The organism is Parafrankia sp. Ea1.12 (assembly GCF_900465275.1).
GTDB classification, from domain to species: Bacteria; Actinomycetota; Actinomycetes; order Frankiales; family Frankiaceae; genus Parafrankia; species Parafrankia soli.
Window position 1 is genome coordinate 21,548 of sequence record NZ_UBIZ01000236.1, and the last position, 23,884, is coordinate 45,431.

22 protein-coding genes are annotated in these 23,884 nt (G+C 74.2%); 5 read left to right on the forward strand and 17 right to left on the reverse strand.

Features of this window, described 5'->3' with window-relative positions; genetic code table 11:
* Positions 1-135: 135 nt before the first annotated feature.
* From lgt to trpC, 4 genes are all read right to left on the reverse strand, one after another.
* A complete protein-coding gene (lgt, locus tag FMEAI12_RS09590; RefSeq protein ID WP_255565675.1) occupies positions 136-1,263 on the reverse strand; it encodes a prolipoprotein diacylglyceryl transferase in 1,128 nt (375 codons plus the stop codon).
* A gap of 223 nt (positions 1,264-1,486) precedes the next feature.
* Positions 1,487-2,407 carry a tryptophan synthase subunit alpha gene (trpA, locus tag FMEAI12_RS09595; RefSeq protein WP_083391218.1) on the reverse strand — a complete coding sequence of 307 codons (921 nt, stop codon included), beginning with the start codon at positions 2,405-2,407 and terminating at the stop codon, positions 1,487-1,489.
* 38 nt (positions 2,408-2,445) lie between these two features.
* Positions 2,446-3,918: a tryptophan synthase subunit beta gene (gene trpB / locus FMEAI12_RS09600; RefSeq protein ID WP_112105746.1), complete on the reverse strand. Its 1,473-nt coding sequence runs from the start codon at positions 3,916-3,918 to the stop codon at positions 2,446-2,448.
* 65 nt (positions 3,919-3,983) lie between these two features.
* Positions 3,984-4,790, reverse strand: coding sequence for an indole-3-glycerol phosphate synthase TrpC (gene trpC, locus FMEAI12_RS09605; protein ID WP_020459536.1), 807 nt, complete (start codon positions 4,788-4,790; stop codon positions 3,984-3,986).
* A gap of 971 nt (positions 4,791-5,761) precedes the next feature.
* Here trpC and FMEAI12_RS09610 point away from each other — a divergent pair.
* Positions 5,762-5,992, forward strand: coding sequence for a hypothetical protein (locus tag FMEAI12_RS09610; protein ID WP_146776662.1), 231 nt, complete (start codon positions 5,762-5,764; stop codon positions 5,990-5,992).
* A gap of 3 nt (positions 5,993-5,995) precedes the next feature.
* Here FMEAI12_RS09610 and FMEAI12_RS09615 read toward each other — a convergent pair whose 3' ends face one another.
* From FMEAI12_RS09615 to priA, 7 genes are all read right to left on the reverse strand, one after another.
* Positions 5,996-6,616, reverse strand: a complete 621-nt coding sequence (locus FMEAI12_RS09615; RefSeq protein WP_112105748.1) for a Trp biosynthesis-associated membrane protein — start codon at positions 6,614-6,616, stop codon at positions 5,996-5,998.
* Positions 6,613-8,181, reverse strand: coding sequence for an anthranilate synthase component I (locus tag FMEAI12_RS09620; RefSeq protein ID WP_071065623.1), 1,569 nt, complete (start codon positions 8,179-8,181; stop codon positions 6,613-6,615). Before FMEAI12_RS09620 ends, FMEAI12_RS09615 begins: the two co-directional genes overlap by 4 nt.
* Entirely contained in the window at positions 8,178-8,642 is a 465-nt protein-coding gene (hisI, locus tag FMEAI12_RS09625; protein WP_112105749.1) for a phosphoribosyl-AMP cyclohydrolase, read from the reverse strand. The genes FMEAI12_RS09620 and hisI overlap by 4 nt, the downstream gene beginning before the upstream one ends.
* Positions 8,643-8,736: 94 nt before the next feature.
* Complete coding sequence (locus tag FMEAI12_RS09630; RefSeq protein ID WP_112105750.1) at positions 8,737-10,503, reverse strand: ABC transporter ATP-binding protein; 1,767 nt, start codon at positions 10,501-10,503, stop codon at positions 8,737-8,739.
* Complete coding sequence (locus FMEAI12_RS09635) at positions 10,500-12,641, reverse strand: ABC transporter ATP-binding protein (RefSeq protein ID WP_112105751.1); 2,142 nt, start codon at positions 12,639-12,641, stop codon at positions 10,500-10,502. Before FMEAI12_RS09635 ends, FMEAI12_RS09630 begins: the two co-directional genes overlap by 4 nt.
* Before the next feature lie 394 nt (positions 12,642-13,035).
* On the reverse strand, positions 13,036-13,800 hold the full coding sequence (gene hisF, locus FMEAI12_RS09640) for an imidazole glycerol phosphate synthase subunit HisF (protein ID WP_071065627.1): 765 nt from the start codon (positions 13,798-13,800) through the stop codon (positions 13,036-13,038).
* Positions 13,797-14,534 (reverse strand): bifunctional 1-(5-phosphoribosyl)-5-((5-phosphoribosylamino)methylideneamino)imidazole-4-carboxamide isomerase/phosphoribosylanthranilate isomerase PriA, encoded by a 738-nt coding sequence (priA, locus tag FMEAI12_RS09645; RefSeq protein WP_112105752.1) that lies wholly within the window; start codon positions 14,532-14,534, stop codon positions 13,797-13,799. The genes hisF and priA overlap by 4 nt, the downstream gene beginning before the upstream one ends.
* Positions 14,535-14,644: 110 nt before the next feature.
* Here priA and FMEAI12_RS09650 point away from each other — a divergent pair, with 110 nt between their 5' ends.
* The 3 genes from FMEAI12_RS09650 to FMEAI12_RS09660 are packed head-to-tail and all read left to right on the forward strand — an operon-like array spanning position 14,645 to position 17,454.
* Positions 14,645-15,529 carry an ABC-2 family transporter protein gene (locus tag FMEAI12_RS09650; protein ID WP_112105753.1) on the forward strand — a complete coding sequence of 295 codons (885 nt, stop codon included), beginning with the start codon at positions 14,645-14,647 and terminating at the stop codon, positions 15,527-15,529.
* A gap of 3 nt (positions 15,530-15,532) precedes the next feature.
* Positions 15,533-16,474, forward strand: coding sequence for an ABC transporter permease (locus tag FMEAI12_RS09655; protein ID WP_112105754.1), 942 nt, complete (start codon positions 15,533-15,535; stop codon positions 16,472-16,474).
* Between the two features lie 5 nt (positions 16,475-16,479).
* Positions 16,480-17,454 carry an ATP-binding cassette domain-containing protein gene (locus FMEAI12_RS09660; protein ID WP_112105755.1) on the forward strand — a complete coding sequence of 325 codons (975 nt, stop codon included), beginning with the start codon at positions 16,480-16,482 and terminating at the stop codon, positions 17,452-17,454.
* A 60-nt stretch (positions 17,455-17,514) separates the two neighbouring features.
* Here the strand turns inward: FMEAI12_RS09660 and hisH are convergent, their stop codons facing one another.
* The 4 genes from hisH to hisD all read right to left on the reverse strand — a co-directional run bounded on the left by hisH (position 17,515) and on the right by hisD (position 21,504).
* Complete coding sequence (gene hisH, locus FMEAI12_RS09665) at positions 17,515-18,129, reverse strand: imidazole glycerol phosphate synthase subunit HisH (protein WP_071065631.1); 615 nt, start codon at positions 18,127-18,129, stop codon at positions 17,515-17,517.
* Positions 18,126-18,713 carry an imidazoleglycerol-phosphate dehydratase HisB gene (hisB, locus tag FMEAI12_RS09670; protein ID WP_020459523.1) on the reverse strand — a complete coding sequence of 196 codons (588 nt, stop codon included), beginning with the start codon at positions 18,711-18,713 and terminating at the stop codon, positions 18,126-18,128. Before hisB ends, hisH begins: the two co-directional genes overlap by 4 nt.
* 137 nt (positions 18,714-18,850) lie before the next feature.
* Positions 18,851-20,212 (reverse strand): histidinol-phosphate transaminase, encoded by a 1,362-nt coding sequence (locus FMEAI12_RS09675; protein WP_112105756.1) that lies wholly within the window; start codon positions 20,210-20,212, stop codon positions 18,851-18,853.
* Positions 20,209-21,504: a histidinol dehydrogenase gene (gene hisD / locus FMEAI12_RS09680; RefSeq protein ID WP_200835238.1), complete on the reverse strand. Its 1,296-nt coding sequence runs from the start codon at positions 21,502-21,504 to the stop codon at positions 20,209-20,211. Before hisD ends, FMEAI12_RS09675 begins: the two co-directional genes overlap by 4 nt.
* A gap of 123 nt (positions 21,505-21,627) precedes the next feature.
* On the opposite strand from hisD, the gene FMEAI12_RS09685 reads away from it, so the two are divergent.
* Positions 21,628-22,365 carry an O-methyltransferase gene (locus tag FMEAI12_RS09685; protein ID WP_112105758.1) on the forward strand — a complete coding sequence of 246 codons (738 nt, stop codon included), beginning with the start codon at positions 21,628-21,630 and terminating at the stop codon, positions 22,363-22,365.
* Between the two features lie 2 nt (positions 22,366-22,367).
* Here FMEAI12_RS09685 and FMEAI12_RS09690 read toward each other — a convergent pair whose 3' ends face one another.
* Both FMEAI12_RS09690 and FMEAI12_RS09695 read right to left on the reverse strand, forming a co-directional pair.
* Entirely contained in the window at positions 22,368-23,156 is a 789-nt protein-coding gene (locus tag FMEAI12_RS09690; protein WP_112105759.1) for a YqjF family protein, read from the reverse strand.
* 111 nt (positions 23,157-23,267) lie between these two features.
* Positions 23,268-23,884 (reverse strand): LPXTG cell wall anchor domain-containing protein (locus FMEAI12_RS09695; protein WP_146776663.1); only part of this gene is annotated, 617 nt, incomplete at its 5' end.

Here is a 23,884-nt window from a genome sequence, read left to right on the forward strand (position 1 = left end):
ACCGCGAACGTCCCCGGGGACGCCGACGTCCCGGGGACACGGGGTCTCCTGGTCGGGCGGGGGTTCGCCCGAAACGTCAACCCGGTCGCGGGCCCGGCGACCGCGCCGGTGATCCCCGCCGCTGGGCGAGGCGGCCTACCCCGACCGCTGGTCGTGGCCGGACGGCGCCGGCAGGCCGGGCGCGGCTGGCTCGGTGACCGGGTCACCGGCGGTCCCGGTACCGCCGACCGCACTGCTGGCACCGCTGGCACCACCACTCGGCCCGGCGGGTCCGCCGGGCGCGGCCTGGCCGTCGGCTGGCCCCGTGCCGGGAGCCGCCGCGGTGTTACCGCCGGCGGCCACACCGCCGGAATCCGCGGCGGAGCCGACGGAGGCACCGACCGGGGCGACGGCACCCGTGGCTGCCGTCTCGCCGTCACCGTCACCGTCACCGGTGGCGGTGGCGGTGGCGGCGGTGGCGGCGGCGACGGCGGTGGCGGTGGCGGTGGCGGGGCTGGTCCAGCCGACATCCGGGTCGATCGGGCGACGGACCAACGCCAGCGCCAGCAGGGCCAGCAGGAAGACCGCGATCGAGACCCAGATGTTGATCCGCAGCCCGAGGACCTTCTCCGCGGTGTCGATCCGCAGGGCCTCGATCCACAGCCTTCCGATGGTGTAAAGCGCCACGTAGAGGAAGAACAGCCGGCCGCGGCCCAGCCGCCAACGCCTGTCGACCAGCAGAAGCACCCCGGCGACCGCGAGGTTCCACAGCGACTCGTAGAGGAACGTCGGGTGATACGTCGCCACGCCCGGGATCATCTGGTGGGCCGGGTCGATGCGGACCGCCCAGGGCACGTCCGTCGCGCGGCCGTACAACTCCTGGTTGAACCAGTTACCCCAGCGCCCGATCGCCTGCGCGAGGGCGAGGCCCGGCGCGAGCGCGTCGGCGAACAGGCCGAACGAGACGCGCATCCGACGGCAGGCGATCCAGGCGCCGAGCGCGCCGCCGGAGACGGCGCCCCAGATCGCCAGGCCGCCGTTCCACACCTCGAACACGGCCAGCAGATCGCCGTTCGTACCGAAGTAGGCCTCGGGGCTGCTGACGACGTGGTAGATCCTCGCACCGACGATCCCGAACGGGACCGCCCAGTACGCCACCTCGCTGGCGATCACCGGATCCGCGCCCCGGGCCCGCAACCGCCGGGCTGTGACGGCGACAGCGACGATGATCCCCAGGACGATCATCAACGCATAGGCGCGCAACGGGACTGGTCCCAGATGCACGACCCCTCGGGAAGGACTGGGTATCGCAGCGAGCACCACGAGCGTCAGGCTATCTCCCCGTACTCAGCCGGCAGCGAGGCCAGCCCGCCGACCGCCGACGGACCCACGCCCGTCCACACCGCCGGATGGCGGCGGACAGCGGCGAACGCCTGCGGATGGCGGCGCCCGCGGACCACGGCGAGCGCGGACCGCGGCGAGCGCGGGACGGCCGGAGGCCGCCTGGTCAGGCGGTGGCCGAACGCACGCCGGCGGCGAGCTCGACCGCCAGCCGCTCGATCGCACCGACGCCGTAGGCACCGTCCCGCGCGTCGGCCGCCAGGGCCCGGACCAGCGCCGAGCCCACGATGACGCCGTCGGCGAAGCCGGCCACCTCGGACGCCTGGGCACCGGTGCTGACGCCGAGGCCAACCGCCACAGGCAGGTCGGTCACCTCCCGGACCCGGGCGACCAGGCCGGCCGCCTTCACACCGACGGCGGCGCGCGCACCGGTGACGCCCATGGTCGACGCCGCGTAGACGAAGCCGCCGCTGTGCGCCGTCACCAGGCGCAGCCGTTCGGTGGTCGAGCTCGGCGCGACCAGGAAGACCGGGTCGAGGCCGTGGGTGGCGCTGGCCGCGAGCCACGGGCCGGCCTCCTCCGGCGGCAGGTCGGGGGTGATCGCCCCGGCCCCGCCGGCGGCGGCCAGGTCGGCGGCGAACGCCTCCATGCCGTACCGCTCCACCGGGTTCCAGTAGGTCATCACCAGGGTGGGGGCCCCGGTCTCGGCGACCGCCTCGACCGTGCGCAGCACGTCCCTGGTGGTCACGCCGCCGCGCAGCGCGGTGTCCGCGGCGTCCTGGATGACCGGGCCGTCCATCGTCGGATCCGAGTAGGGCAGGCCGACCTCGACGACGTCCACGCCCGCCGCGACCATCGCCCGCATCGCCGCGATGCCGCGGTCCACCGTCGGGAACCCGGCGGGGAGATAGCCGACGAGCACCGCCCGCCCGTCCTTGCGCGCGGCCGCGAAGGCCTCGTCGAGCGGGCTCGGCCCGCCGGGTCGGGCGGGCCGCTGCCCGGACGGCTCGAGCCGGCTCGGCGCCGGCTGGTCGTTTGCCGGCTGCTCCTGGGCCCGTGCCTGCTGGGCCGACTGGTCGTGCGCCACTTGACTCCGCACCGTGCGTCCGTTCCTCGTCGTTGTCGTCAGGCGGACGGTTCGGTGGCCGGGGTTGCGCCCTCGCCCCGGGACTCGGCGTCCGTGTCGTCCGTGTCCAGCAGATCGAACCAGCGGGCGGCCGTGTCGACGTCCTTGTCTCCTCGGCCGGAGCAGTTGACCAGGACGACGGCGTCCGGGCCGAGCTCACGGGCCACCTCGAACGCGCCGGCGAAGGCGTGTGCGCTCTCGATCGCGACGAGGATGCCCTCCGTCCGCGCGACCAGCGCCAGTGCCTCCATCGCGGCGCTGTCGTCGACCACCCGGTAGCTGGCCCGGCCGGTCTCGTGCAGGAGGGCGTGCTCAGGGCCGATGCCCGGGTAGTCGAGCCCGGCCGAGATGGAATGGGAGACCTGGGTCTGACCGTCCGCGTCCTGGAGGAGGAAGGTCCGCATGCCGTGCAGGACCCCGGGCGCGCCCCCGGCGATCGCCGCGGCGTGGCGGCCCGTCACCACTCCGTCGCCGCCGGCCTCGCAGCCGATCAGGGCGACCTCGGTGTCCGGGATGAAGCGGTGGAAGACGCCCATCGCGTTCGACCCGCCCCCGACACAGGCGACGACGGCGTCGGGCAGGCGGCCGAGCAGGTCGAGCGTCTGCTGACGTGCCTCCACGCCGATGATCCGCTGGAAGTCACGGACCATCATCGGGAACGGGTGCGGGCCCATCACGGACCCGATGCAGTAGTGGGTCGAGTCGACGGTGGCCACCCAGTCGCGCATGGCCTCGTTGATGGCGTCCTTCAGGGTGCGGCTGCCCGACGCGACGGGGACCACCTCGGCACCGAGCAGGCGCATCCGGGCGACGTTGAGCGCCTGCCGGCGAGTGTCCTCCTCGCCCATGTAGACGACGCACTCCAGCCCCAGCAGGGCGCAGGCGGTGGCGGTGGCCACGCCGTGCTGACCGGCTCCGGTCTCGGCGATCACCCGGGTCTTGCCCATCCGCCGGGTGAGAAGGCACTGCCCGAGAACATTGTTGATCTTGTGTGAGCCGGTGTGCGCGAGATCCTCGCGCTTGAGCAGGATGCGCGCGCCACCGATCCGCTCCGTGAGCCGGTCGGCCGAGGTCAGCGGCGTCGGGCGCCCGGCGTAGCTCGCCAACAGGCGGTCGAGCTCATCGACGAAGGCGGGGTCGACCCGGGCGGCCTCGTAGGCCGCGGTGAGCTCGTCGAGCGCCGCGAACAGCGCCTCCGGGACAAACCGCCCGCCGAAACGGCCGTAGTGGCCGGCGGCGTCCGGTACGGCCTGCCAGTTCCCCGCCGCCTGGGCGGCCGACCACGTGCCGACCTCGACCGGGCCGGTCGCGCGGCTCGGGTCGGTGGCACGGCTCGGATCGATGGCGGAGGTCGGGTCGGCGGTGGTGTCGACGGATCGAGCTGTCACGGCCCCGACTGTACCGGCGCCCACCCCCACCGAGGTGACGTGCGGGGCCGGGCCCCGCCCGGAGACGCTCCGAACACAGAGCACCCGTGCGGGCCTGGCCGGCGACCGCTCGGCCGACCGCCTTACACGGCGCCCGAGCGGTCGGCGGGTCAGTGCGCGATACGGGTGGCGGGATGCGTTCCGGCGGTCACGAGATCGGCGACGAACTGGCGCGGGTCGCCGCCGGTCACAGCGGCCTCCCCGACCAGCACCGCGTCGGCCCCGGCACCCGCGTACTGGAGCAGGTCGCGCGGGCCGCGCACGCCGGACTCGGCGACCTTCAGGACCCCCTGCGGGACCATCGGCGCGAGCCGGGCGAAGGTCTCCCTGTCCACCTCGAGGGTGCGCAGGTTGCGGGCGTTGACCCCGACCAGCCGGGCGCCCGCGTCGAGAGCCCGCAGCATCTCGGTCTCGTCGTGCACCTCGACCAGCGCGGTCATGCCCAGCGACTCGACCCGCTCGAGCAGCCCGATCAGCCTCGGCTGATCGAGCGCGGCCACGATCAGCAGGACCATGTCGGCGCCATGCGCCCGCGCCTCGAGGACCTGGTACGGCGAGATCACGAAGTCCTTGCGCAGGACGGGGATGTCGACGGCCACCCGGACGGCGTCCAGATCGGCCAGCGAGCCGCCGAACCGCCGCTGCTCGGTGAGGACGCTGACCGCCGCGGCGCCCGCCTGCTCGTAGAGCGAGGCGAGCGCCGCCGGATCGGCGATCGTCGCGAGCGCACCCCTGGACGGCGAGCGGCGCTTGATCTCCGCGATCACCGAAACCCGCGGTGCGCGCAGCACCGCCAGCGCGTCCCGGGGATCGGGTACACGCTCAACACGTTGTTTCAGAGCTGCCAGGGACGTTTCCCGCTCACGGACGGCCAGATCTGCTCTGACCCCGTCGAGGATCTCCTCGAGAGCGTTCATCGCCCCGCGCTCGCGCCAGTCGCGGCTGCCATGCCGCCGATGGTAGGGCAGTCTCGAGCCCGAGGCCCGTCGCCCCCACCCGCGGCGCCGAGCCGTCACGATTCGTGGTTGTCCACGCATTGGCCATCCGAGTGGCCGCGCCCCTGACGTCGACGTCGAGGCCAGACCAACCCGAGGGATCGCGGGACGAGCGACGGAGCCCCGACCGACGGTAGTGGTGCTCCTGTTGGCCCTGACACCGGACGCACTCGCGCGACCACGGCACGACACCTGGGCAGACGCCTCGCGACACGCCCGCGCACCCGGCACTTTGACGGTCCGCCACCGACCCGTATCATCGAACGCACGTTCGAACACGAGTGGATTCGGGAGGCGCGATGTGGAGTGACGAGCCGAGGCCTCGAGACGCCGCGGACGCGGCACGGAGGTCAGATACGGCCTACCCGCGGGCCCGCCGGGGCGGCTCGGAACGGCTCGTCGCGGCCTGGTCCGCCGCCGCCGTGTGGTCCGCTCGCCGGGTCTCCGGCGGCATTCCCACCCCCGCCGGGCCGCCCGTTCCGAGTGCGCCGGAAGGTGGCGCCGACGAGAGGATCGGCCAGAATTCGCGATCATCGTCCCGAGTACGCGGCGCGGCGCCGGAGCGCCCAGCGCCCGGCCGCCCCGCCACGAGCCCGGGTGGCTCCGCGGCTCCCCGGCCCAAGGGCCCGGCGGCCACCGGCACAGCGGGTGCCGCGGACCCCTCCCCGGCGAGTCCCGTGGCCTGCGGATCAGTGGGCGCGGCGCCGCCGCGGCTCACCGCCCCGCCAGGTGCCCAGACCGAGACCGGCGGAGGCGGTACCGAGGGCCGCAGAGCGCCTGAGGAGCGTGCCGGCGGCACGGGTCGGGCGGGGCTCAGCGGCGCGCCAGACACGCCCGGCCGCCCTCCGCGGCCAGGCCCGGGCACGGCGTCCCGCGTTCCCGTGAGCGGTCCGGTGACGGAGCATGACCTGCTGATCGCGCAGGTTCAGGATCTCGACCGTCGCATCGCGCGGATGGACGAGCTCATCTCCCTGCTCGAGGCGGACATCGAGCGCAATGACCTGGCCTTCGCCGCCCTGGCCGGCCAGCGGCTCCGGCTCACGACGGCAGATCCCGAGCAGAAGGTCGACGGCGCTCCCGCCCCCGCGCGGGACGCGGTCCCTGAACGAGAGGAGCAGTCCTGATGGTCAGGTGGGGTCCTGGCCCCGCTCGATGGCGTCCCAGGCGTCAGCGGGTGCGGCTGCGCGGGCCTGGTAGCGGCCGGACATGGCCGGCCAGGTCCCGGCGCGTGCGACGACGACGGCACCCGTGATCGCGAGCACGAGACCACCGAAGGAGGCGAGCCATGGAGCCACGGTGCGGGAAAGATCGAGGATGGTCGGATCCCCGATGGGGACGAGCGCCCTGACCTCGTCGGTCCCCCGCACCGCGGCCATCGGGTCGAGGGCGATCCCGCCGGCGATCAGGAAGATCGCGACCCCTGCACCCGCCAGGAGCACACCCACCAGGGTCCGCCCCACGCGCCTGGTCGCGATGATCGCCACGGTGGCGGCGAGCCCGAGCAGCGCCAGCGCGGTGGCGGCCGGGGCGAGCGATTCTCCCGACCACTTCACCGGCAGGGGCGCCGCCACGGCCGAGGCCTGCCCGCCCGTGCCGGCCTGAACTTGGGCCGAGACCCAGGTCGCGCTGGCGCTGAACAGGACGACGGCGGATCCGACCAGGCACGCGACCATGGCGAGCGCCCGCTCCCGGCGGGCGCCGGGAGCGGGGCTTCCTGCGGGCGCGGGCAGGTCGGCGGGCGCTGTCATACCGGCGGGCGGAGCGACTCCGCCACCTCGATCGCGCGGAGAACCGCCGCGGCCTTCGTCCGGCTCTCGAGATCCTCGGTGTCGGGAACGGAGTCCGCCACGATCCCGGCGCCGGCCTGCACGTAGGCCATTCCTGAACGGAGGACCGCTGTGCGGATGGCGATCGCGGTGTCGAGGTCACCGCCGAAATCGAGATATCCCACGACCCCGCCGTACAGGCCGCGCCTCGTCGGCTCGAGCTCGTCGATGATCTCCATGGCCCGCACCTTGGGCGCTCCCGACAACGTCCCGGCGGGAAAGGTCGCGGCGAGGACGTCGACCGCGCTGCGCTCGGGCGCCACCTCACCGATCACGGTGGAGACGATGTGCATGATGTGCGAGAACCGCTCGACGGACGCGAACTCGACCACCCGCACCGATCCGGGCACGCAGACCCGCCCGAGATCATTGCGGACCAGGTCGACCAGCATCACGTGCTCGGACCGTTCCTTCGGATCGGCCAGGAGCTGGGCGGCCAGTTCGGCATCGCGCTCGGGGGTCTCGCCCCGCGGCCGGCTGCCCGCGATCGGGTGCAGCAACGCCCGGCGGCCGGTGACCTTGACGTGCGCCTCCGGCGACGAGCCGACCACATCATGATCGGCGAACCGCAGCAGGTACATGTAGGGGCTGGGGTTCGACGCCCGCAGGACCCGGTAGACGTCGAGGGCGTCGGCGGTGGTGGGGCGCTCGAACCGCTGGGAGACCACGATCTGGAAGCACTCCCCCGCCCGGATCTCCTCGATCGACCGCTCGACGGCGGCGTGGAAGCCGCCGGGCGGGGTTGCGGAGGCGAAGTCGCGCACGCCCGTGGACGCCCCGGTCGTGGTCGCCACGGTCGGCTCGCTCCACTTGCCGAGATCTGCCGTCATCACCTCGATGCGGTGCACCGCATCGTCGTAGGCGGCGTCCAGCTCCGCCCGCCGCGCGGACGGTCCGCCCGCCGCTCCTGGGCCAGCCAGGTCCGCTGCTTCGGCCGGGTCCCCGGAGCCGGTGAAGATGTTCGCGACGAGCTGGCACGATCCGTCGGTGTGGTCGAGGACGGCGAGGTCGGTCGTCAGGAGCATCCGCAGCTCGGGCATCCCGAGATCGTCGGTTGCCCGGGCGGGCAGCCGCTCGATGCGCCGGACGATGTCGTACGAGAGGTACCCGACCAGGCCTCCCAGCAGCGGCGGAGTGCCACTCGGCCGGGCCGAGCAGAGCTGGCGTTCCACGGCACGCAGGACGTCGAGCGGGTCGCCGTCGAGCGGGACACCGGGCGGCGGGGTTCCGTCCGTCCAGGCGGCCTGCCCGTCCCGTTCGGTGAGTGTGGCCGCGGCACGGACGCCGACGAAGGAGTAGCGCGACCACACGCCCCCGTGCTCGGCGGACTCGAGCAGGAACGTCCCCGGCCCGCCGGCCAGCTTGCGGTAGACCCCGACCGGTGTCTCGCCGTCGGCGAGCAGGCGGCGGGACACCGCGACGACCGGCTGGCGCGCGGCGAGCTCGTGGAACTCCGCCCGGCTCGGTGTGATCTCGCCGGTGGTCATCGTGGTGCTCCCGTCGTCGGCGCCGGCGCCGCTGCCGGCATGGACATGGGCGTGGAGGTCGGCGTCGGCGTGGGGTTCACGGCCGGGGGCTGCAGGGGCCGGGCGCCGCCGACCTGCAGCTCGCGGCCGGTGAAGCAGGTACGCGTGCCGGTGTGGCAGGCCGGGCCCACCTGGTCCACCTGGACCAGCACGGTGTCGCCGTCGCAGTCGAGGGCGACCGACCGCACCCACTGCACGTGCCCGCTGGTGTCGCCCTTGACCCAGTACTCGGCCCGGCTGCGGCTCCAGTAGGTGGCCCGGCCGGTGGTGAGGGTCCGGTGCAACGCCTCGTCGTCCATCCATCCGACCATGAGCACCTCACCCGAGTCGTACTGCTGGGCGACGGCCGGGAACAGTCCGGAGCCGTCCCGCTTGAGCTGCCGGGCGATGGCGGGGTCGAGATCGGAGGCACGTGCGGTCACCCGCCCATTCTGCCCGCCGCGGCCAGCAGGCCTCCAGGCCACCACGGCAGGCGGGCCGGGACCCGCCGACCGGGGTCACCCCTCCGGGCGGCGGTCAGTGCGACGAGACCCCGGCCGCCCAGGATTCGTGCAGCCGCCGGTAGACCCCGGGCACGGCGACCAGCTCCGTGTGCGTCCCGCGCTGGACGACCCGCCCGGCGTCGACCACGACGACCTCGTCGGCGGCCTCCGCGGTGGAGAGCCGGTGCGCGATGGTGACGGAGGTGCGTCCCCTGGTGAGCTCGAGCAGGGCCGTGGCGATCTTCACTTCGGTCGCCGGGTCGACGGCGGAGGTCGCCTCGTCGAGGACGAGCAGGTCGGGGTCGGCGAGCTGGGCACGGGCAAGCGCCAGGAGCTGGCGTTCGCCGGCGGAGAGCAGCTCACCGCGTTCCCCCACCGGGGTGGCGATGCCGGCGGGCAGGCCGGCGAGCCAGTCGCCCAGGCCGAGCTGCGCGAAGGCGTTCACGATCTCGGCGTCGGAGGCGTCCGGCCGCCCGTACCGGACGTTGCCGGCGACGGTGAGGTCGAACAGGAACCCGTCCTGCGGCACCATGACCACCCGGCCCCGCAGCGAGTCGAACCGCACCTGGTTCAGCGGGACGCCGCCGATCAGCACGGTGCCGTCGGTGGGGTCCATGAGCCGGGTGAGCAGCTTCGCCATCGTCGTCTTGCCGGAGCCGGTCTCCCCGACGACGGCCACCCGCCGGTGCGACGCGAGGTCGAGCGTCACGTCGTGGAGCACCGGCGGGCCGCCCGGGTAGGCGAATCCGACATGGTCGAACCGCACGCCGAGCGGCCCGTCGGGCAGCGCCACGCCACCGGTGTCCTCGGCCGGGTCGCGGACGTCCGACGGGGTGTCGAGGACGTCGAGGACCCGCCGCAGCCCGGCGAAGGCGTTCGCGCCGTCGTTCAGTACCTCGGTCAGTGACTGGATGGGCATCACGAACAGCGTGAGGAGGAACAGGAAGGCCACCAGCTGCCCGGTGGTCAGCGATCCGTCGACGCCGATCGCGACCCCGACGATCACCACCCCCGCGGTGGTGAGCGCGGCGACCGTCTCGACTCCGGCGAACACCCCCGCCACCAGGGTCTGGGCGTGGGTCTGTGCGGCGCGGTAGTCCTCCACCGTGCCGTCGATGCGCCGGGAGGTGCGGTCCTGCGCGCCGTAGGCCCGCACGACCTGGGCGCCGACCACCGACTCCGAGATCGCGCCGAGCATGTCCCCGACCCGCTCCCGCACCTTCCCGTACCGCACCGCCAGCCGCTTCTGGAAACGCCGGGTGGCGATGACCAGCGGGACGAAGAACGCGTACACCAGCAGGGCCAGCTGCCAGGAGTAGACGAACATGAGGATCGTGGCGATCAGCATCTGCCCGGTGGCGACGATCAGCATGACGCCGCCGAACTGGAGGAACTGCGACATCGTGTCGATGTCACTGGTGACCCGGGAGGTCAGCGAGCCGCGCCGCTGCGCGGACTGGCTCAGCATCGACAGGTCGTGGACGTGACGGAAGGCCCGGACGCGCAGGGTGGCCAGCGCGCTCTCGGAGACGCGGTAGAGCCGCACGTTCATCCGGAACGCCGCGAGCGCGGTGATCAGGATGGCGACCGCGGCGAGGGCCACCGAGACTCCGACGAGGCCGAGGTCCGCTCCGCCCTCCCAGACACCGCGGTCGAGCGTCTGCTGGACCACGACGGGGATCACCACCTTGCCCACGGTGGCGGTCACGGCGAGGGCCAGGGTTCCGGCGATGCCGGCGGTCAGCTCCGGCACGAGCCGGCGCAGCCGGCCCCCGGTCGCCCACAGGCCGTCGGAGCTCATCGTGCGCCCTCCTGGTCCGGAACCGTCAGCATTCCGACCGAGGCCGCGTCGACAGGCGCGGCGGTACCCGATGCGGCGGCGTTCAGCCCGGAGGAGCCCGGCGCCGGCACCCGGTGAGGCCCGGGCTCCCCCCGCGTTCCCGGGGTCGGCCCGTCGCCGGTCCCGGCGTCCGTGTCCTCGTCGTAGGCCGTCAGCAGCTCCGCGTAGCCGGGCGAGCTGGCCAGAAGCTCCCGGTGGGTGCCCTGCGCGGTGACACGGCCGTCCTCCAGGTGCACGACCTCGTCGGCGAGCTCGACGGTGGACCGCCGGTGCGCGACGATCACCACCGTCGACGCCCCCGCCCGCTCCCGCAGCCCGGCGAGGATGGACGACTCGATCCGCGGGTCGACGCTGGACGTCGCGTCGTCGAGGATCAGCAGCCGCGGGTCGCGCACGAGCGCGCGGGCGAGGCCGATCCGCTGGCGCTGACCGCCGGAGAGCGTGGTCCCCCGCTCCCCCACCCTGGTGTCGAGGCCGGCTGGCAGGGCACGGACGAAGCGCTCCGCCTGGGCCCGGCGCAGGGCCTCCCACACGGTCTCGTCGTCGACGTCCAGGCCGAGGGCGACGTTCACCCGCACGGTGTCGTCGAACAGGAACGTCTGCTGGGGGACGAGCGCGACCGCGCGGGTCACCTCGCCCATCGCCAGGTCACGCAGGTCCACGCCGTCGATCCGGACGGTGCCCGAGTTGGGGTCGACCAGGCGGGCGAGGAGGTTCACCAGGGTCGACTTGCCGGCACCGGTGCGCCCCGTCAGCGCGACCACCCGGCCGGGGGCCACGTCGAAGGTCACCCCGTGCAGCGCGGGCCACACCGCCTCGGTGGATGGCGGCCTGGCGGCGGGGATGTTCGCGGAGGTGTCCGTGACGTCGTCGTGGTCGCCGGCGGTCTGCACCGGGTAGCCGTATCCGACGCCGGTGACGCGCAGCGCCGCCGGGCCGGAGCCGACGAGGGCGGCGGAGCCGAAGCCGAGACCGCCGCGGGCCGTGAGCACCGCGTCCACCCGCTCGTGCCCGACGACGGACCTGGGCAGCTCACCGAAGACCCATCCGATCGCTCTGATCGGGAAGGCCAGCAGGGTGAACAGGTAGGCGACCCGAACCAGCTCACCGACGGTGAGCGAGCCGCCGTCGATGCGGACCGCTCCGACGACGATCACGGCCAGCACGCCGAGGTTGGGCAGCGCCTCCATGACCGGGTCGAACATGCCCCGGACCTGGCCCGCACGGACCATCGCGTCGCGCAGCTCGCCGGCCTTGACGGCGAAGCGGGCCGTCTCGTCGGCCTCCCGACCCAGGGTCTTCACGACGAGCGCACCGTCGAAGGACTCGTGGGCGACCCCGCTGACCTCGGCTCGCAGGCGCTGGGCGCGGCCGTAGAGCGGCGACACCCACCGGCCGTAGACCACGTTGACGACACCGAACGCGGGGAACACGACACAGCCCACCAGGGCCAGCAGCGGGTCGGTCGCGATCAGCAGGGCCAGCGCCGCGGCGAGCATGACCAGCACGCCGGCGGCGAACGGCAGCGGCGCGATCGGCGCCCACGTGGCCTCCACGTCCGCGTTCGCGTTGGACAGCAGCGAACCGGTCGAGTGCCGCTGGTGCCAGGCCAGCGGCAGCCGCAGGTACTGGCGGGTGACCCGACGCCGGTAGGTGGCCTGCAGCCGGTACTGCATCATTCCGGAGACCAGGCGGCGGAAGAACATCCCGGCCGCCCGGGCGAACCCGATGCCGACCATGATCAGCGCCGCGCCGATGACGGCGCTCCAGTCGGCGGCGCCGTCGTCGATGCTCGGGACGAGGACGCGCTCGGTGATCTCGCCAAGGGCGAGCGAGCTCGCGACCGTCGCCAGCGCGTAGAGGGAGCTGCCGGCCAGCGCGATCAGGAAGACCCTGGGCTCCTCCCGGACGGCGATCGCGAGCACGCCCAGCCCGCGCCTGATCACCGTGGGCGAGCCCGCCGCGACGGGCCGGGGCTCCGCGGCAGGCCGGGATGCCGCGGCAGGCCGGGATGCCGCGGCGGGGGGCCCAGGCGAACCGGCACCGCCGGGGGCTGCTTTCCTGCGGGTCACCTCGCCGGACGCGGGGTCACCGGGCACTGGCACTCCTCCGTTTCACGGGCGGCCGCGGAACACCCCCCGCGGCATCGGCGGCCGCCGCACGCCGTCCCCCGGGTGACGCGGCCGTTCGTCACTCAACGCGCAACCCGGCGGTAACAGTCCCGGTCAGACGCCTGCTCACCAGCGCGACCCGGACACGGTGCCCGCCGGCTCACCACCCGGACGACCAAGGCGCGCCCGACATCCTGGCCCGCGCGAAGGCCGCCGGCCCGGCAATGACCCAACCGACCGCTGATGGACAACCGACGTTCGACCCGCGTTCGAGGAAATGCCCACGACCGACGCCACCAGCCGATCCGTACCCCGGCCGCAGCCGTCAGCCCGGCCCCGCAGCCGTCAGCGCCGCAAGCCGGCCGCTCGTTGCCCGCAGCCGTCAGCGCACCGCGATGGCGGCGTCGCGCAGCACCTTCTTCACCTCGGAGATCCGCATCCGCCCGAAGTGGAAGACGCTGGCGGCCAGCACGGCGTCGGCGCCGGCGCCGACCGCGGGGGCGAAGTGGTCGAGGCTGCCGGCGCCACCGCTGGCGATCACCGGGACGTTCACCGCCGCGCGGACCGATGTGATCATTTCCAGGTCGTAGCCGTCCTGGGTGCCGTCGGCGTCCATCGAGTTCAGCAGGATCTCGCCGGCGCCCAGCTCGACGGCCCGCGCGGCCCAGGCGACCGCGTCGATGCCGGTGCCCTGGCGCCCGCCGTGGGTGGTCACCTCGAAGGCGGGGCCGCCCGGCTCGCGGGAGCGACGGGCGTCCACCGAGAGCACGATGCACTGGCTGCCGAACCGCAGCGCGCACTCGCGGACCAGCTCCGGGCGGGCGACGGCCGCGGTGTTGATCCCCACCTTGTCGGCGCCGGCGCGCAGCAGCCGGTCGACGTCGTCGACCGAGCGCACCCCGCCGCCGACGGTGAGCGGGATGAAGACCTGCTCCGCCGTGCGCCGGACGATGTCGTACGTGGTCTCCCGGTTTCCGCTGGACGCGGTGATGTCGAGGAAGGTCAGCTCGTCGGCGCCCTCGGCGTCGTAGAGCCGGGCCATCTCGACCGGGTCGCCCGCATCCCGCAGGTCGGTGAAGTTCACACCCTTGACGACCCGCCCGCCGTCGACGTCGAGGCAGGGGATCACCCGGACGGCGACGGTCACGGTGCGCCCGCCGCGGGCACCTCCGCCGCGACCGCGAGCGCCTCGGGCAGGGTGAACGCGCCGGCGTAGAGCGCCTTGCCCACAATGGCGCCCTCGACACCGGGCACCGTCGCGATCGCGCGCAGGTCCTCCAGGGAGGAGACGCCGCCGCTGGCGACCACCGGCCGGGTCGTCGCGGCCGTCACGGCCCGCAGCAGCTCGACGTTCGGGCCGGTGAGGGTCCCGTCCCGGCGGACGTCGGTGAGCACGTAGCGGGCGCAGCCGTCGGCGTCCAGCCGTGCGAGCACCTCGTAGAGCTCGCCGCCCTCGCGCGTCCAGCCCCGCGCGGCGAGGGTGGTGCCACGGACGTCCAGGCCCACGGCGATCCGGTCGCCGACCCGGTCGATCGCCTTGCGCACCCACTCCGGGTCCTCGAGCGCCGCCGTGCCGATGTTGACCCGGGCCGCGCCGGTGGCCAGCGCGGCGTCGAGGGAGTCGTCGTCCCGAATGCCGCCGGAGAGCTCCACGGCCACGTCGACGGAGCGGACGACCTCGGCGATCAGGTCACGGTTGGACCCGCGGCCGAAGGCCGCGTCGAGGTCGACCAGATGGATCCACTCGGCGCCGTCGCGCTGCCAGGCCAGCGCCGCCTCGCGCGGGTCGCCGTAGGAGGTCTCGGTTCCGGCCTCGCCCTGGACCAGGCGGACGGCAAGGCCGTCGGCCACATCCACCGCGGGTAGCAGCGTCAACGTCACATCCCCACCCTACGGGTCACCCCGGCCATCGAGGATGCGCACCACAGGGACCACACGAGTTGACGGAACCGGGGATCCTCCGATCACGGATCGTTTTAGCGTGGTCGGCGATGACCTTCGACGCGGCGGACCAGGCGTCGATGCCGGGAGCAGCCGATCGGGCCGTGGCCAGCGCGCGGATGTGGGCCGCGATCGCGTCCGCCGCCGCGCGCCGGTACGTCACCGACCGGGCGACGGTCGCGGCCTCGGTCATCTCCAACATCGTGCTGACCGTCCTGCGCGGCCACCTGGCACTGGCCGTGTGGGAACAGCGGCCCGGGCTCGCCGGCTACGACGCCACCGCGGCGGTCACCTTCACCGTGGTCGGGCAGGCCCTCGTCAGCACCTTCGCCGTCTTCGGCGGCATGGTCGACCTGGCCTGGCGGGTGCGCGACGGCGGCGTCGAGACCGACGTCGTCCGGCCCGTCGGGTTCCAGCGGTGGTGGCTCGGCCTGGAGGTCGGGCGGGCCGGGGTGTACCTGACCACCCGCGCGATACCCGCGGGTGTGGTCGGAGCGTTCCTGTTCGACCTGCGGCTCCCCCGGTCCTCGGGCACCGGAGCGCTGTTCGCCGCGAGTCTCGTGCTGGCCCTCCTGGTCAGCTTCGGCCTGCGCTACCTGGTCGCGCTCAGCGCGTTCTGGCTGACCGACGACCGGGGGGTGCAGGCCGTCGCCGCGCTCGTGATGATGTTCTTCTCCGGCGCCGTGCTGCCCCTCGGGCTGTTCCCCGGCGTGCTCGGGACGATCGCCGGGTTCCTGCCGTTCGGGGCCGTCGTCCAGGCGCCGATGGACCTCTACCTCGGGTCGCCGGCCGGCGGCACGGCATACCTCGGGAGCGCGGCCGCCGGCCCGGAACGGATCCTCGCCTACCAGGCGGTCTGGGCGCTGCTGCTGTGCCTGGCCGGCCGCGTCCTGACGACCGCCGCGCTGCGCCGCCTCGTCGTACAGGGAGGCTGACGGGTGACCACGGACGAGGCCGCGGCCACCGCCGGCGCAGGCGCAGGCATCAGCACTGCCGGCACCACGGCGACCGGCACCCACGTGAATGGCACCCACGTGACGGTTGCCGACAGCGGCGTGGGCGGGCGGCTCGGGCTGGTGCGGGCGGAGGCGGGCCACTACCTACTGCTGGTCGGCGCCGCCTTCCGCTCGACGGCCCAGTACCGGCTCTCACTCGTCCTGTACACCCTCGTCGAGATGGCGGCGACGGTGCTGGACCTCGCCGCGATCGGCATCGTGTTCGCCCACCTGCCCGACCTCGACGGCTTCTCGCTCGCCGAGGTCGCCTTCCTCTACGGGACGTCGGCCCTCGCCTTCGCCGCCGCCGAGGCCGCGGTCGGCCCGCTGGACCGCCTCGGCTGGCCGATCAAGGACGGCAAGCTGGACCCGATGCTCACCCGCCCCGTCAGCGTGCTCGTGCAGGCCGCGACCGCGGACTTCTCCCCGCAGCGGCTGGGCCGGGTGGTGCAGCCCGCCGCCGTCCTCGTGATCAGCCTCACCGCGCTGGACGTCCCCTGGACCCCCGCCCGGATCGCCGTCCTCCCACTAATGATCATCAGTGGGATCGTGATCAGTGTGAGCCTCTCGGTGGGCACCGCGGCGGTGCTGTTCGTCGCTCCGGACGCGTCCGTCGCCGTGGGCGCCGTCCGGCAGGGCGCGGCGCTCGCGACGCAGTACCCGCTGACGGTCTACGGCCGCCGGACGGCGCTGCTGATGACCGTGGTGCTGCCGATCGCCTTCGTGAACTGGCAGCCGGCCCTGTTCGTGCTCGACCGGCCCGACCCGTTCGGCCTGCCGGGGCTCACCCGGTTCCTGTCCCCCGCCGTTGCCCTGGTCACCGCCATGCTCGCCGGGACGGCCTGGCGCCTCGGCCTCCGCCACTACCGCAGCACCGGGAGCTGAGTGTCATGACCGGCGTCATCGACGTCGAGGGGGTCAGCAAGACGTTCGTCCTGCGGCGGCGGGCCGGCTGGATGCGCCGGGAACGGGTGGACGTCCACGCCGTCGCGGACCTGTCGTTCACGGTCCGGGCCGGGGAGATCGTCGGGTACCTCGGCCCGAACGGCGCGGGCAAGAGCACCACCATCAAGATGCTGGTCGGCATCCTGACGCCGTCCGGTGGGCGGCTGCGGGTGGCCGGGCTGGACCCGTCCCGGCAGCGCCTGCGGCTCAGCCGGCGCATCGGGGTGGTCTTCGGCCAGCGCTCGCAGCTGTGGTGGGACCTGCCACTACGCGACAGCTTCGAACTGATCCGCCGCATCTACCGGATCCCGGCGCCGCGATACCGGAACAATCTCGAGCATTTCGTCGAGATGCTGGCGCTGGCGCCAATCCTCGACACCCCGGTGCGGCAGCTCTCGCTCGGCCAGCGGATGCGCGGCAACATCACGGCCGCCTTCCTGCCCGACCCGGAGATCGTCTACCTGGACGAGCCGACGATCGGCCTGGACGTCGTCTCGAAGACGGCGGTCCGCGCGTTCCTCGCACGCACCAACCGCGAGGCGGGGACGACGATCGTGCTCACCACCCACGACATGACCGACGTCGAGCAGCTGTGCCGGCGGGTGATGGTCATCGACCATGGCCGGCTGGCCTTCGACGGCGAGCTCGAGACGCTGCGCGAGCGCCTCGGCGGCACGCGGACGCTGCGGGTCGACCTCGCCGAGCCGCTGCCGGCGATGACCGTCGAGGGGGCGCGCGTCGTGCGGGTGCACGGCGCCCGGCAGTGGCTCGAGCTCCCGGCGGGTGGCAGCGCGGCACCGCTGGTCAGCGAGATCGCGGCCCGCTACCCGCTGGTCGACCTCTCGGTCGGCGAGCCGGCGATCGAGGACGTCATCGCCCGCCTCTACACCACCGACCGACTCGCCCCCGACGCCCCCTGATCAACAGGGCCGGAGCCGACGCCTGCGCCTGTGGCGGCGGCGGCTGGCCGCTGCAGGTGGTCAGCTCAGGGTGCGCAGCCAGTTCCGCAGGACGTGGGCACCGGCGTCGCCGGACTTCTCCGGATGGAACTGGGTGGCCGCGAGCGGTCCGCGCTCGACCGCGGCGGCGAACGCCTCGCCGTGCTCGGCGACGGTGTCACCCGCCCGCGCCGCCGCCGCGTAAGAGTGCACGAAGTAGAAACGCGTCTCCGCGTCGATGCCCTCGAACAGGACCGACTCCGGTGGGGGCGTGACGACGTTCCAGCCCATGTGCGGCAGGACCGGCGCCGTCAGCCGGCGCACGCTCCCCTCGAGCACGCCGAGGCCCTCCGTCCGCACACCGTGCTCGTCGCCGAGCTGGTAGAGGATCTGCATGCCCACGCAGATCCCGAGGACCGGTCGGCCGGCAGCCAGCCGCTCACGCACGACCTCGCCGCCGCCGACCGCATCCACACCCGCCATGCACGCCGCGAAGGCGCCGACCCCGGGGACGACGAGCCCGTCGGCGGCCCGGGCGGCGTCGAGATCCGCCGTCACCGTCACCTCGGCACCGACCCGGGCGAGCGCCCGCTCGGCCGAGCGCAGGTTCCCCGAGCCGTAGTCGAGGACGACGACGTCCGGCCGCGGGCCGCTCAAAGCACGCCCTTGGTGGACGGCACGCCGGCGACCCGCGCGTCGAGCGCCACCGCGTCGCGCATGGCCCGGGCCACCGACTTGAACTGCGCCTCGACGACGTGGTGGGCGTTGCGCCCGGACAGCACCCGCACGTGCAGCGCGATCCGCGCCGAGGCGGTGATCGACTCGAAGATGTGCCGGGTGAGCGTGGTGTCGTAGGTGCCGATCAGGCCGACCAGCTCCGGCTCGACGTGCACACAGTAGGGCCGGCCGGAGAGGTCAACGGCCGACTGCACCAGCGCCTCGTCGAGCGGCACGGTCGCGTCGCCGAAACGGCGGATGCCCGCCTTGTCGCCGAGCGCCTCGCGCAGCGCGGTGCCGAACGCGATGGCCGTGTCCTCGACGGTGTGGTGCGCGTCGATGTGCAGGTCGCCCTCGGTGCGCACGGTGAGGTCGAAGCCTCCGTGCTTGCCGAGCTGCTCCATCATGTGGTCGAAGAACGGGACGCCGGTCTCCGCCGACGCCAGGCCCGTCCCGTCGAGGTCGAGCTCGATCAGGACGTGCGACTCCTTGGTCTTGCGCTCGACGCGAGCGGTGCGTGCCATCGTTTCCCTCGGGTTCTCCACTGGTGCGGCGCTGGACCGGCCGGCCGGCCGGCTGTTTGGTCGGTCCGGGCGGTCGTACCGGTCCGGATGTTCGGGTCGGTCCGGATGGTCGGGTCGGGTCGGTCCGGCCCGGTCGGTCAGGAGCTGATCTCCACGGCGGCGCGCAGGAGGGCCGGGCGGGCGGTCAGCACCCGGCGCAGCGCGTCGAGGAAGGACTCCGTCTCGTTCGGCAGGCCGGCCGTCACCCGCAGCCAGCCGTCGAGGCCGACGTCGCGGACGAGCACGCCGGCGTCGAGCAGGCCCTGCCACACGGCGCGCTGGTCGGTGAAGTGGCCGAACAGCACGAAGTTGGCGTCGCTCGGAGCGGTCACGCAGCCGAACTCCGGCAGGGACCGGACGAGCAGGTCGCGCTGTGCCTTCACCGCGTCCACCGTGCCGAGCAGCTCGTCGGCGTGGGCGAGCGCGGTGCGCGCGACCGCCTGGGTGAACGACGACAGGTGGTAGGGCAGGCGGACGAGCTGCAGCGCGTCGACAACCGCCGGATGCGCCGCGAGGTAGCCGACCCTGGCGCCGGCCAGCGCGAACGCCTTGCTCATCGTCCGGGTGACGACCAGCCGGGGGTGGTCGGGCAGCAGGGTGAGCGCGCTGGGGACGCCGGCCCGGCGGAACTCGCCGTAGGCCTCGTCGACCACGACGACACCCGAGCCGACCTCGGCCATGGCGTCGCAGGCGGCCGCGATGACCTCCGCGCCGAGCGCGGTGGCGGTGGGGTTGTTCGGCGAGCACAGGAACAGCAGCGCCGGGCGGTACCGGCGGATCGCGGCGGTGACCCGGTCGGCGTCGAGGGTGAAGTCCGCCGCGCGGGACTCGGCGACCCAGCCGGTGGCGGTCGCCAGCGCGATCAGCCGGTGCATCGAGTAGGACGGCTCGAAGCCCACCGCCACCCGCCCCGGACCGCCGAACGCCTGGCAGAGCTGCTGGAGGATCTCGTTCGACCCGTTGGCCGCCCACACCTGGGCCGCGTGCACGCCGAAACCGGCGTCCGGGGTCAGGTAGTACGCCAGGTCGGCGCGCAGAGCCTCGGCCTCCCGGTCGGGATAGCGGTTGGCCTCGGTCGCGGCGAGGGTCGCGGCCTTGCCGAGCGCATCCACGAGCCCGGCGGACGGCGGGTGCGGGTTCTCGTTGGTGTTCAGCCGCACCGGGACGTCGATCTGGGGCGCGCCGTAGGGCGACATCCCCCGCAGGTCGTCACGCAGGGGCAGGTCGTCCAGGGTGACGGGCCGCCACGGGGCACGGTCGGCCGGGGTGGCCGCAGCGGAGCGCAGCCGCCCGCGGCCACCGACGGGCGCGCCCTGGCCGGCCGGCGCCCCCGGGAGCACCCCGCTGGGACCTGCGGCGTCAGGTGGCCCGGCGCCGTCACCCAGGCCGGCGCCGTCACCCGGGCCGGCGCTGTCGCCCGAGGGGGCGGCGTCGCCCGCTCCGCTGATGTTCCCGGTCATCGGGCCCGTACCTCCACCGCGTCGACGTGGGCGATCAGGTCCTCGGCTCCGCCGAGCGCGGCGATGCGGGGCGCGATGTCGGCGAGCGCCTCGGGGCCGCACTCGACGACATGGACCTGGCGCTGGAAGGCGGACACGGCGAGGCCACTGGAGTGCCGCGCGGTGCCGCCGGTGGGCAGGACGTGGTTCGAGCCGGCGAGGTAGTCCCCGAGCGGGACGGGTGCGTAGGCACCGACGAAGATCGCGCCCGCGTTGCGCACCCGGGCGGCGACACCCGCCGCGTCCGCGGTGTGGATCTCCAGGTGCTCGGCGGCCCAGGCGTCGACGACCGCGAGACCCGCGTCGACGTCGGCGACGATCGCCACGGCGCCCTGGCCGGCCAGCGCCTCGGTGACCCGCTCCCGGTGCCGGGTGGCGGGGACCTGCTTGTCGAGCTCGACGTCGACGGCGTCGGCCAGCTCGGGCGACGTCGTGACCAGCAGGCAGGCGGCCATCGGGTCGTGCTCGGCCTGCGCGATCAGGTCGGCGGCGACGAAGTCGGGGCGGGCCGAGCCGTCGGCGAGGATGGCGACCTCGGTCGGGCCCGCCTCGGCGTCGACACCGACCAGCCCGCGCAGCAGCCGCTTCGCCGCGGTGACGTAGACATTGCCGGGGCCGGTGACGACATCGACGGCCGGGCAGCTCTCGGTGCCGTGCGCGAACATCGCGACGGCCTGGGCGCCGCCGGCCGCGTAGACCTCGTCGACCCCGAGCAGGGCGCAGGCGGCCAGCACGACCGGATGCGGCAGGCCGCCGTTGTCGACCTGGGGCGGCGAGGCCACCGCCAGCGAGGCGACGCCGGCCTCCTGCGCGGGGACGACGTTCATGACCACGCTGCTGGGGTAGGCGACCCGCCCGCCCGGCACGTAGAGGCCGACCCGGCCGACCGGGATCCAGCGCTCGGTGACCTTCGTGCCGGGGGCCACCTCGACGACCACCGGCTCCCGGAGCTGGGCCCGGTGTACCAGCCGCGCGCGGCGGATCGCCTCGGTCAGCGCGTCACGGACCGCCGGGTCGAGGGCCGCGAGCGCGCTCGCGAGCGCGTCGGCCGGTACCCGCAGCTCGGCCGGGCGGACCCGGTCGAAGCGCTCCGCGGCGTCGAGGACGGCCGCGTCACCACGGTCGCGCACGTCGTCGCAGACGGGGCGGACCGCGTCCATCGCGACGTCGACGTCCACGGCCGCCCGCGGGAAGAGCCGACGGACGTCCGACGTGGTGGGCTGCGCGGAGCGCAGATCGAGCCTTCTGAGCACGCCCACGAGCGTATCGGCCCGACCGCCGGTCCGAGCAGTGGAACTGTTTGGGAATACCACACCGTGATACGGCGCGGGGCGCGGTGGCACCGGGACCCGGCCCGAGCGGGGTAACCTGCGGCGGTGAGCTCCAGTTCGGACGCCGCCCCCAGTTCGGACGCCGCCCCCGATCCGGGCGCCTCCCCCAATGGCACAGGCAGGTACGACGGCAAGTCGGGCTTCCTGGCGCGGCCGCTGTACGCCTACCTGATGGAGCACGGCTCCCCGCCTGACGGCGTCCTGAGTGACCTCGCGGCCGAGACCGCGGCGCTCGGGAGCGTCGCCCGGATGCAGATTCCCGCCGAGCAGGGCTCGCTGCTGACGATCCTGACCGCGGCCCTCGCGCCGTCCCGGGCGATCGAGATCGGCACGTTCACCGGCTACTCCGCGCTGAGCATCGCCCGCGGCCTGCCCGCGGGCGGCCGACTGCTGTGCCTCGACGTCAGCGAGCAGTGGACGTCCGTCGCCCGCCGGTACTGGGAGCGCGCCGGGGTGAGCGACCGCATCGAGCTGCGGCTGGGGCCCGCCGCCGACTCGCTGGCCGCGCTGCCGGCGGAGCCGGTTTTCGAGCTGGCCTTCATCGACGCCGACAAGACCTCCTACCCCACCTACTACGAGCTGCTGCTGCCCCGGATGAAGCCCAACGGCCTGATCATCGTCGACAACGTCCTGCAGTCCGGCCGGGTCCTCGACGCGGACGTGACGGAGCCGAGCGCCGTCGCCGTGCGCGCGTTCAACCGGATGGTGGCCGACGACCCCCGCGTCCAGGTGGTCATGCTCCCCGTCGCGGACGGCCTGACTATCGCCCGCAAGCTGCCGTAGCCCTACCGTTCCGGACGGCCGATCCGGACGTCGACCCCGGGTGAGTAGTGCGCCAGTGGCTCGCCGGGCAGCGGCAGCAGGCCGGTGGCGCGGACGAGACCGTCGTCGATCTCCTCCGGGTGGGCCCGCCACAGCGGCCAGGGCTCGTGGTGGGCCCGCACCGCGCGGTGACTCGATCCGGTCGAGCTGAACACGATCCAGCGCGCCGTGAGGAAGTGGTCGAGCGGGCCGAGCTCGCCGGGCTGGTAGCGCGGGCCGAGCCGGATGCGCACCCGGCTCGAGGTACCCCGTGGGCCGGGCCAGCGGCGCCGGCACTCGTACCGGATCTCGCTCGGCCCGCCGGACGGCCCGCCGGTCTCGGTGAGCGTCATCGAGGCCCAGAGGTACGGCAGGCGGAAGCCGTTGCGCGCCACCAGCACCGCGCCGAGCCGGGCGGCCTCCAGGGAGAAGAACCAGATCCCGCGCCGGCCCCGCCGGTCCACGACGTAGGTCCGGACATTCGTCTCGCAGAAGTGGGACGCCCAGGGCACGGCGCGCCCGCCGGGCGTCGCGACGCGCATGTAGAAGGGCACCAGACTCACCCAGGCCCGGTCGTCGTAGGTGTCGGCGGCGAGTTCGGGGGGCAGCAGCCGGCCGACGGCCTCGGGATCGACGGGCCAGTGCACGAACGTGAGCCGCTCCCAGCGCTGCGTCATCGTGGGCCGGTCGACGGTGAACGGGCAGCTGGGCTCGACGACAGGCCGGTCCGACCAGTCGCGCCCATCCGGCAGGCCGGGATGATCCGGACACATACCGACATCGTCGCACCAGGTGGCTCAGGTCGCACCGGATGTCTCATCGGGCCCGAACGGGGACCGGCCCCAGACCCGCGCCCCGACCCCGTGTCAGCGGGACGCTCCGTCTCACCAGGACGCCCCGGTTCCACCGGGACGCTCCGGCCCACTGCGGTCCGGCCCACCGCGCTCCGGCCCATCGGGGTCCGGCCCATCGAGAAGCCCGGCCTCACCGAGAGTCTCGGGCTCTTCGAGGAACTCCGACTCCTCCGAGTCGGAGTCCGGCGAGCCGGGGCCGGACGCGCGCGGCCAGGAGCCGTCCGGCCGGGAGGTGCCCGGCCCGGATGCGCCCCTGGGAGCGCCCGGCGAGGCGAATCCACCGGCCGCGCCGGGCCACCAGCCGCCGGGCCACCAGCCCCCGGGCCAGCCGGGGCCGGGCGCCCCACCGTCACCGGGCCGGCGACCGCTCGGCCAGCCACCGCTCGGCCAGCCACCACCGGGCCAACCGCCGTCCGGCCAGCCGCCGTCAGACCAGGCGCGGGCGGCAGGCCACGGTGGGTCCGGCCAACCGCGGAGCGCCCAGGGCGGGCCGACGAAGCCGGGCGGAGGCTGACGCCAGTACTGCTCGCGGCGGCGGCGCATCCACCAGAACCCGCCGATGAGGAGCGCGCCGGCCAGGGCGGTCAGCGAGATACCCGACAGCCCGGTGAACGGCAGTTCACCCCCGGCCTGACCCTTCCCGGTCC

Excerpts from the sequence above, each read along its gene's own strand:
- trpC (WP_020459536.1), bottom strand. The coding sequence starts at position 4,790 with ATGAACGCTCTCGAGGAGATCCTCGACGGGGTCAGAGCAGATCTGGCC.
- FMEAI12_RS09615 (WP_112105748.1), bottom strand. The coding sequence starts at position 6,616 with ATGACAGCGCCCGCCGACCTGCCCGCGCCCGCAGGAAGCCCCGCTCCC.
- FMEAI12_RS09620 (WP_071065623.1), bottom strand. The coding sequence starts at position 8,181 with ATGACCACCGGCGAGATCACACCGAGCCGGGCGGAGTTCCACGAGCTC.
- FMEAI12_RS09630 (WP_112105750.1), bottom strand. The coding sequence starts at position 10,503 with ATGAGCTCCGACGGCCTGTGGGCGACCGGGGGCCGGCTGCGCCGGCTC.
- FMEAI12_RS09650 (WP_112105753.1), top strand. The coding sequence starts at position 14,645 with ATGACCTTCGACGCGGCGGACCAGGCGTCGATGCCGGGAGCAGCCGAT.
- FMEAI12_RS09660 (WP_112105755.1), top strand. The coding sequence starts at position 16,480 with ATGACCGGCGTCATCGACGTCGAGGGGGTCAGCAAGACGTTCGTCCTG.
- hisB (WP_020459523.1), bottom strand. The coding sequence starts at position 18,713 with ATGGCACGCACCGCTCGCGTCGAGCGCAAGACCAAGGAGTCGCACGTC.
- FMEAI12_RS09675 (WP_112105756.1), bottom strand. The coding sequence starts at position 20,212 with ATGACCGGGAACATCAGCGGAGCGGGCGACGCCGCCCCCTCGGGCGAC.
- FMEAI12_RS09690 (WP_112105759.1), bottom strand. The coding sequence starts at position 23,156 with ATGTGTCCGGATCATCCCGGCCTGCCGGATGGGCGCGACTGGTCGGAC.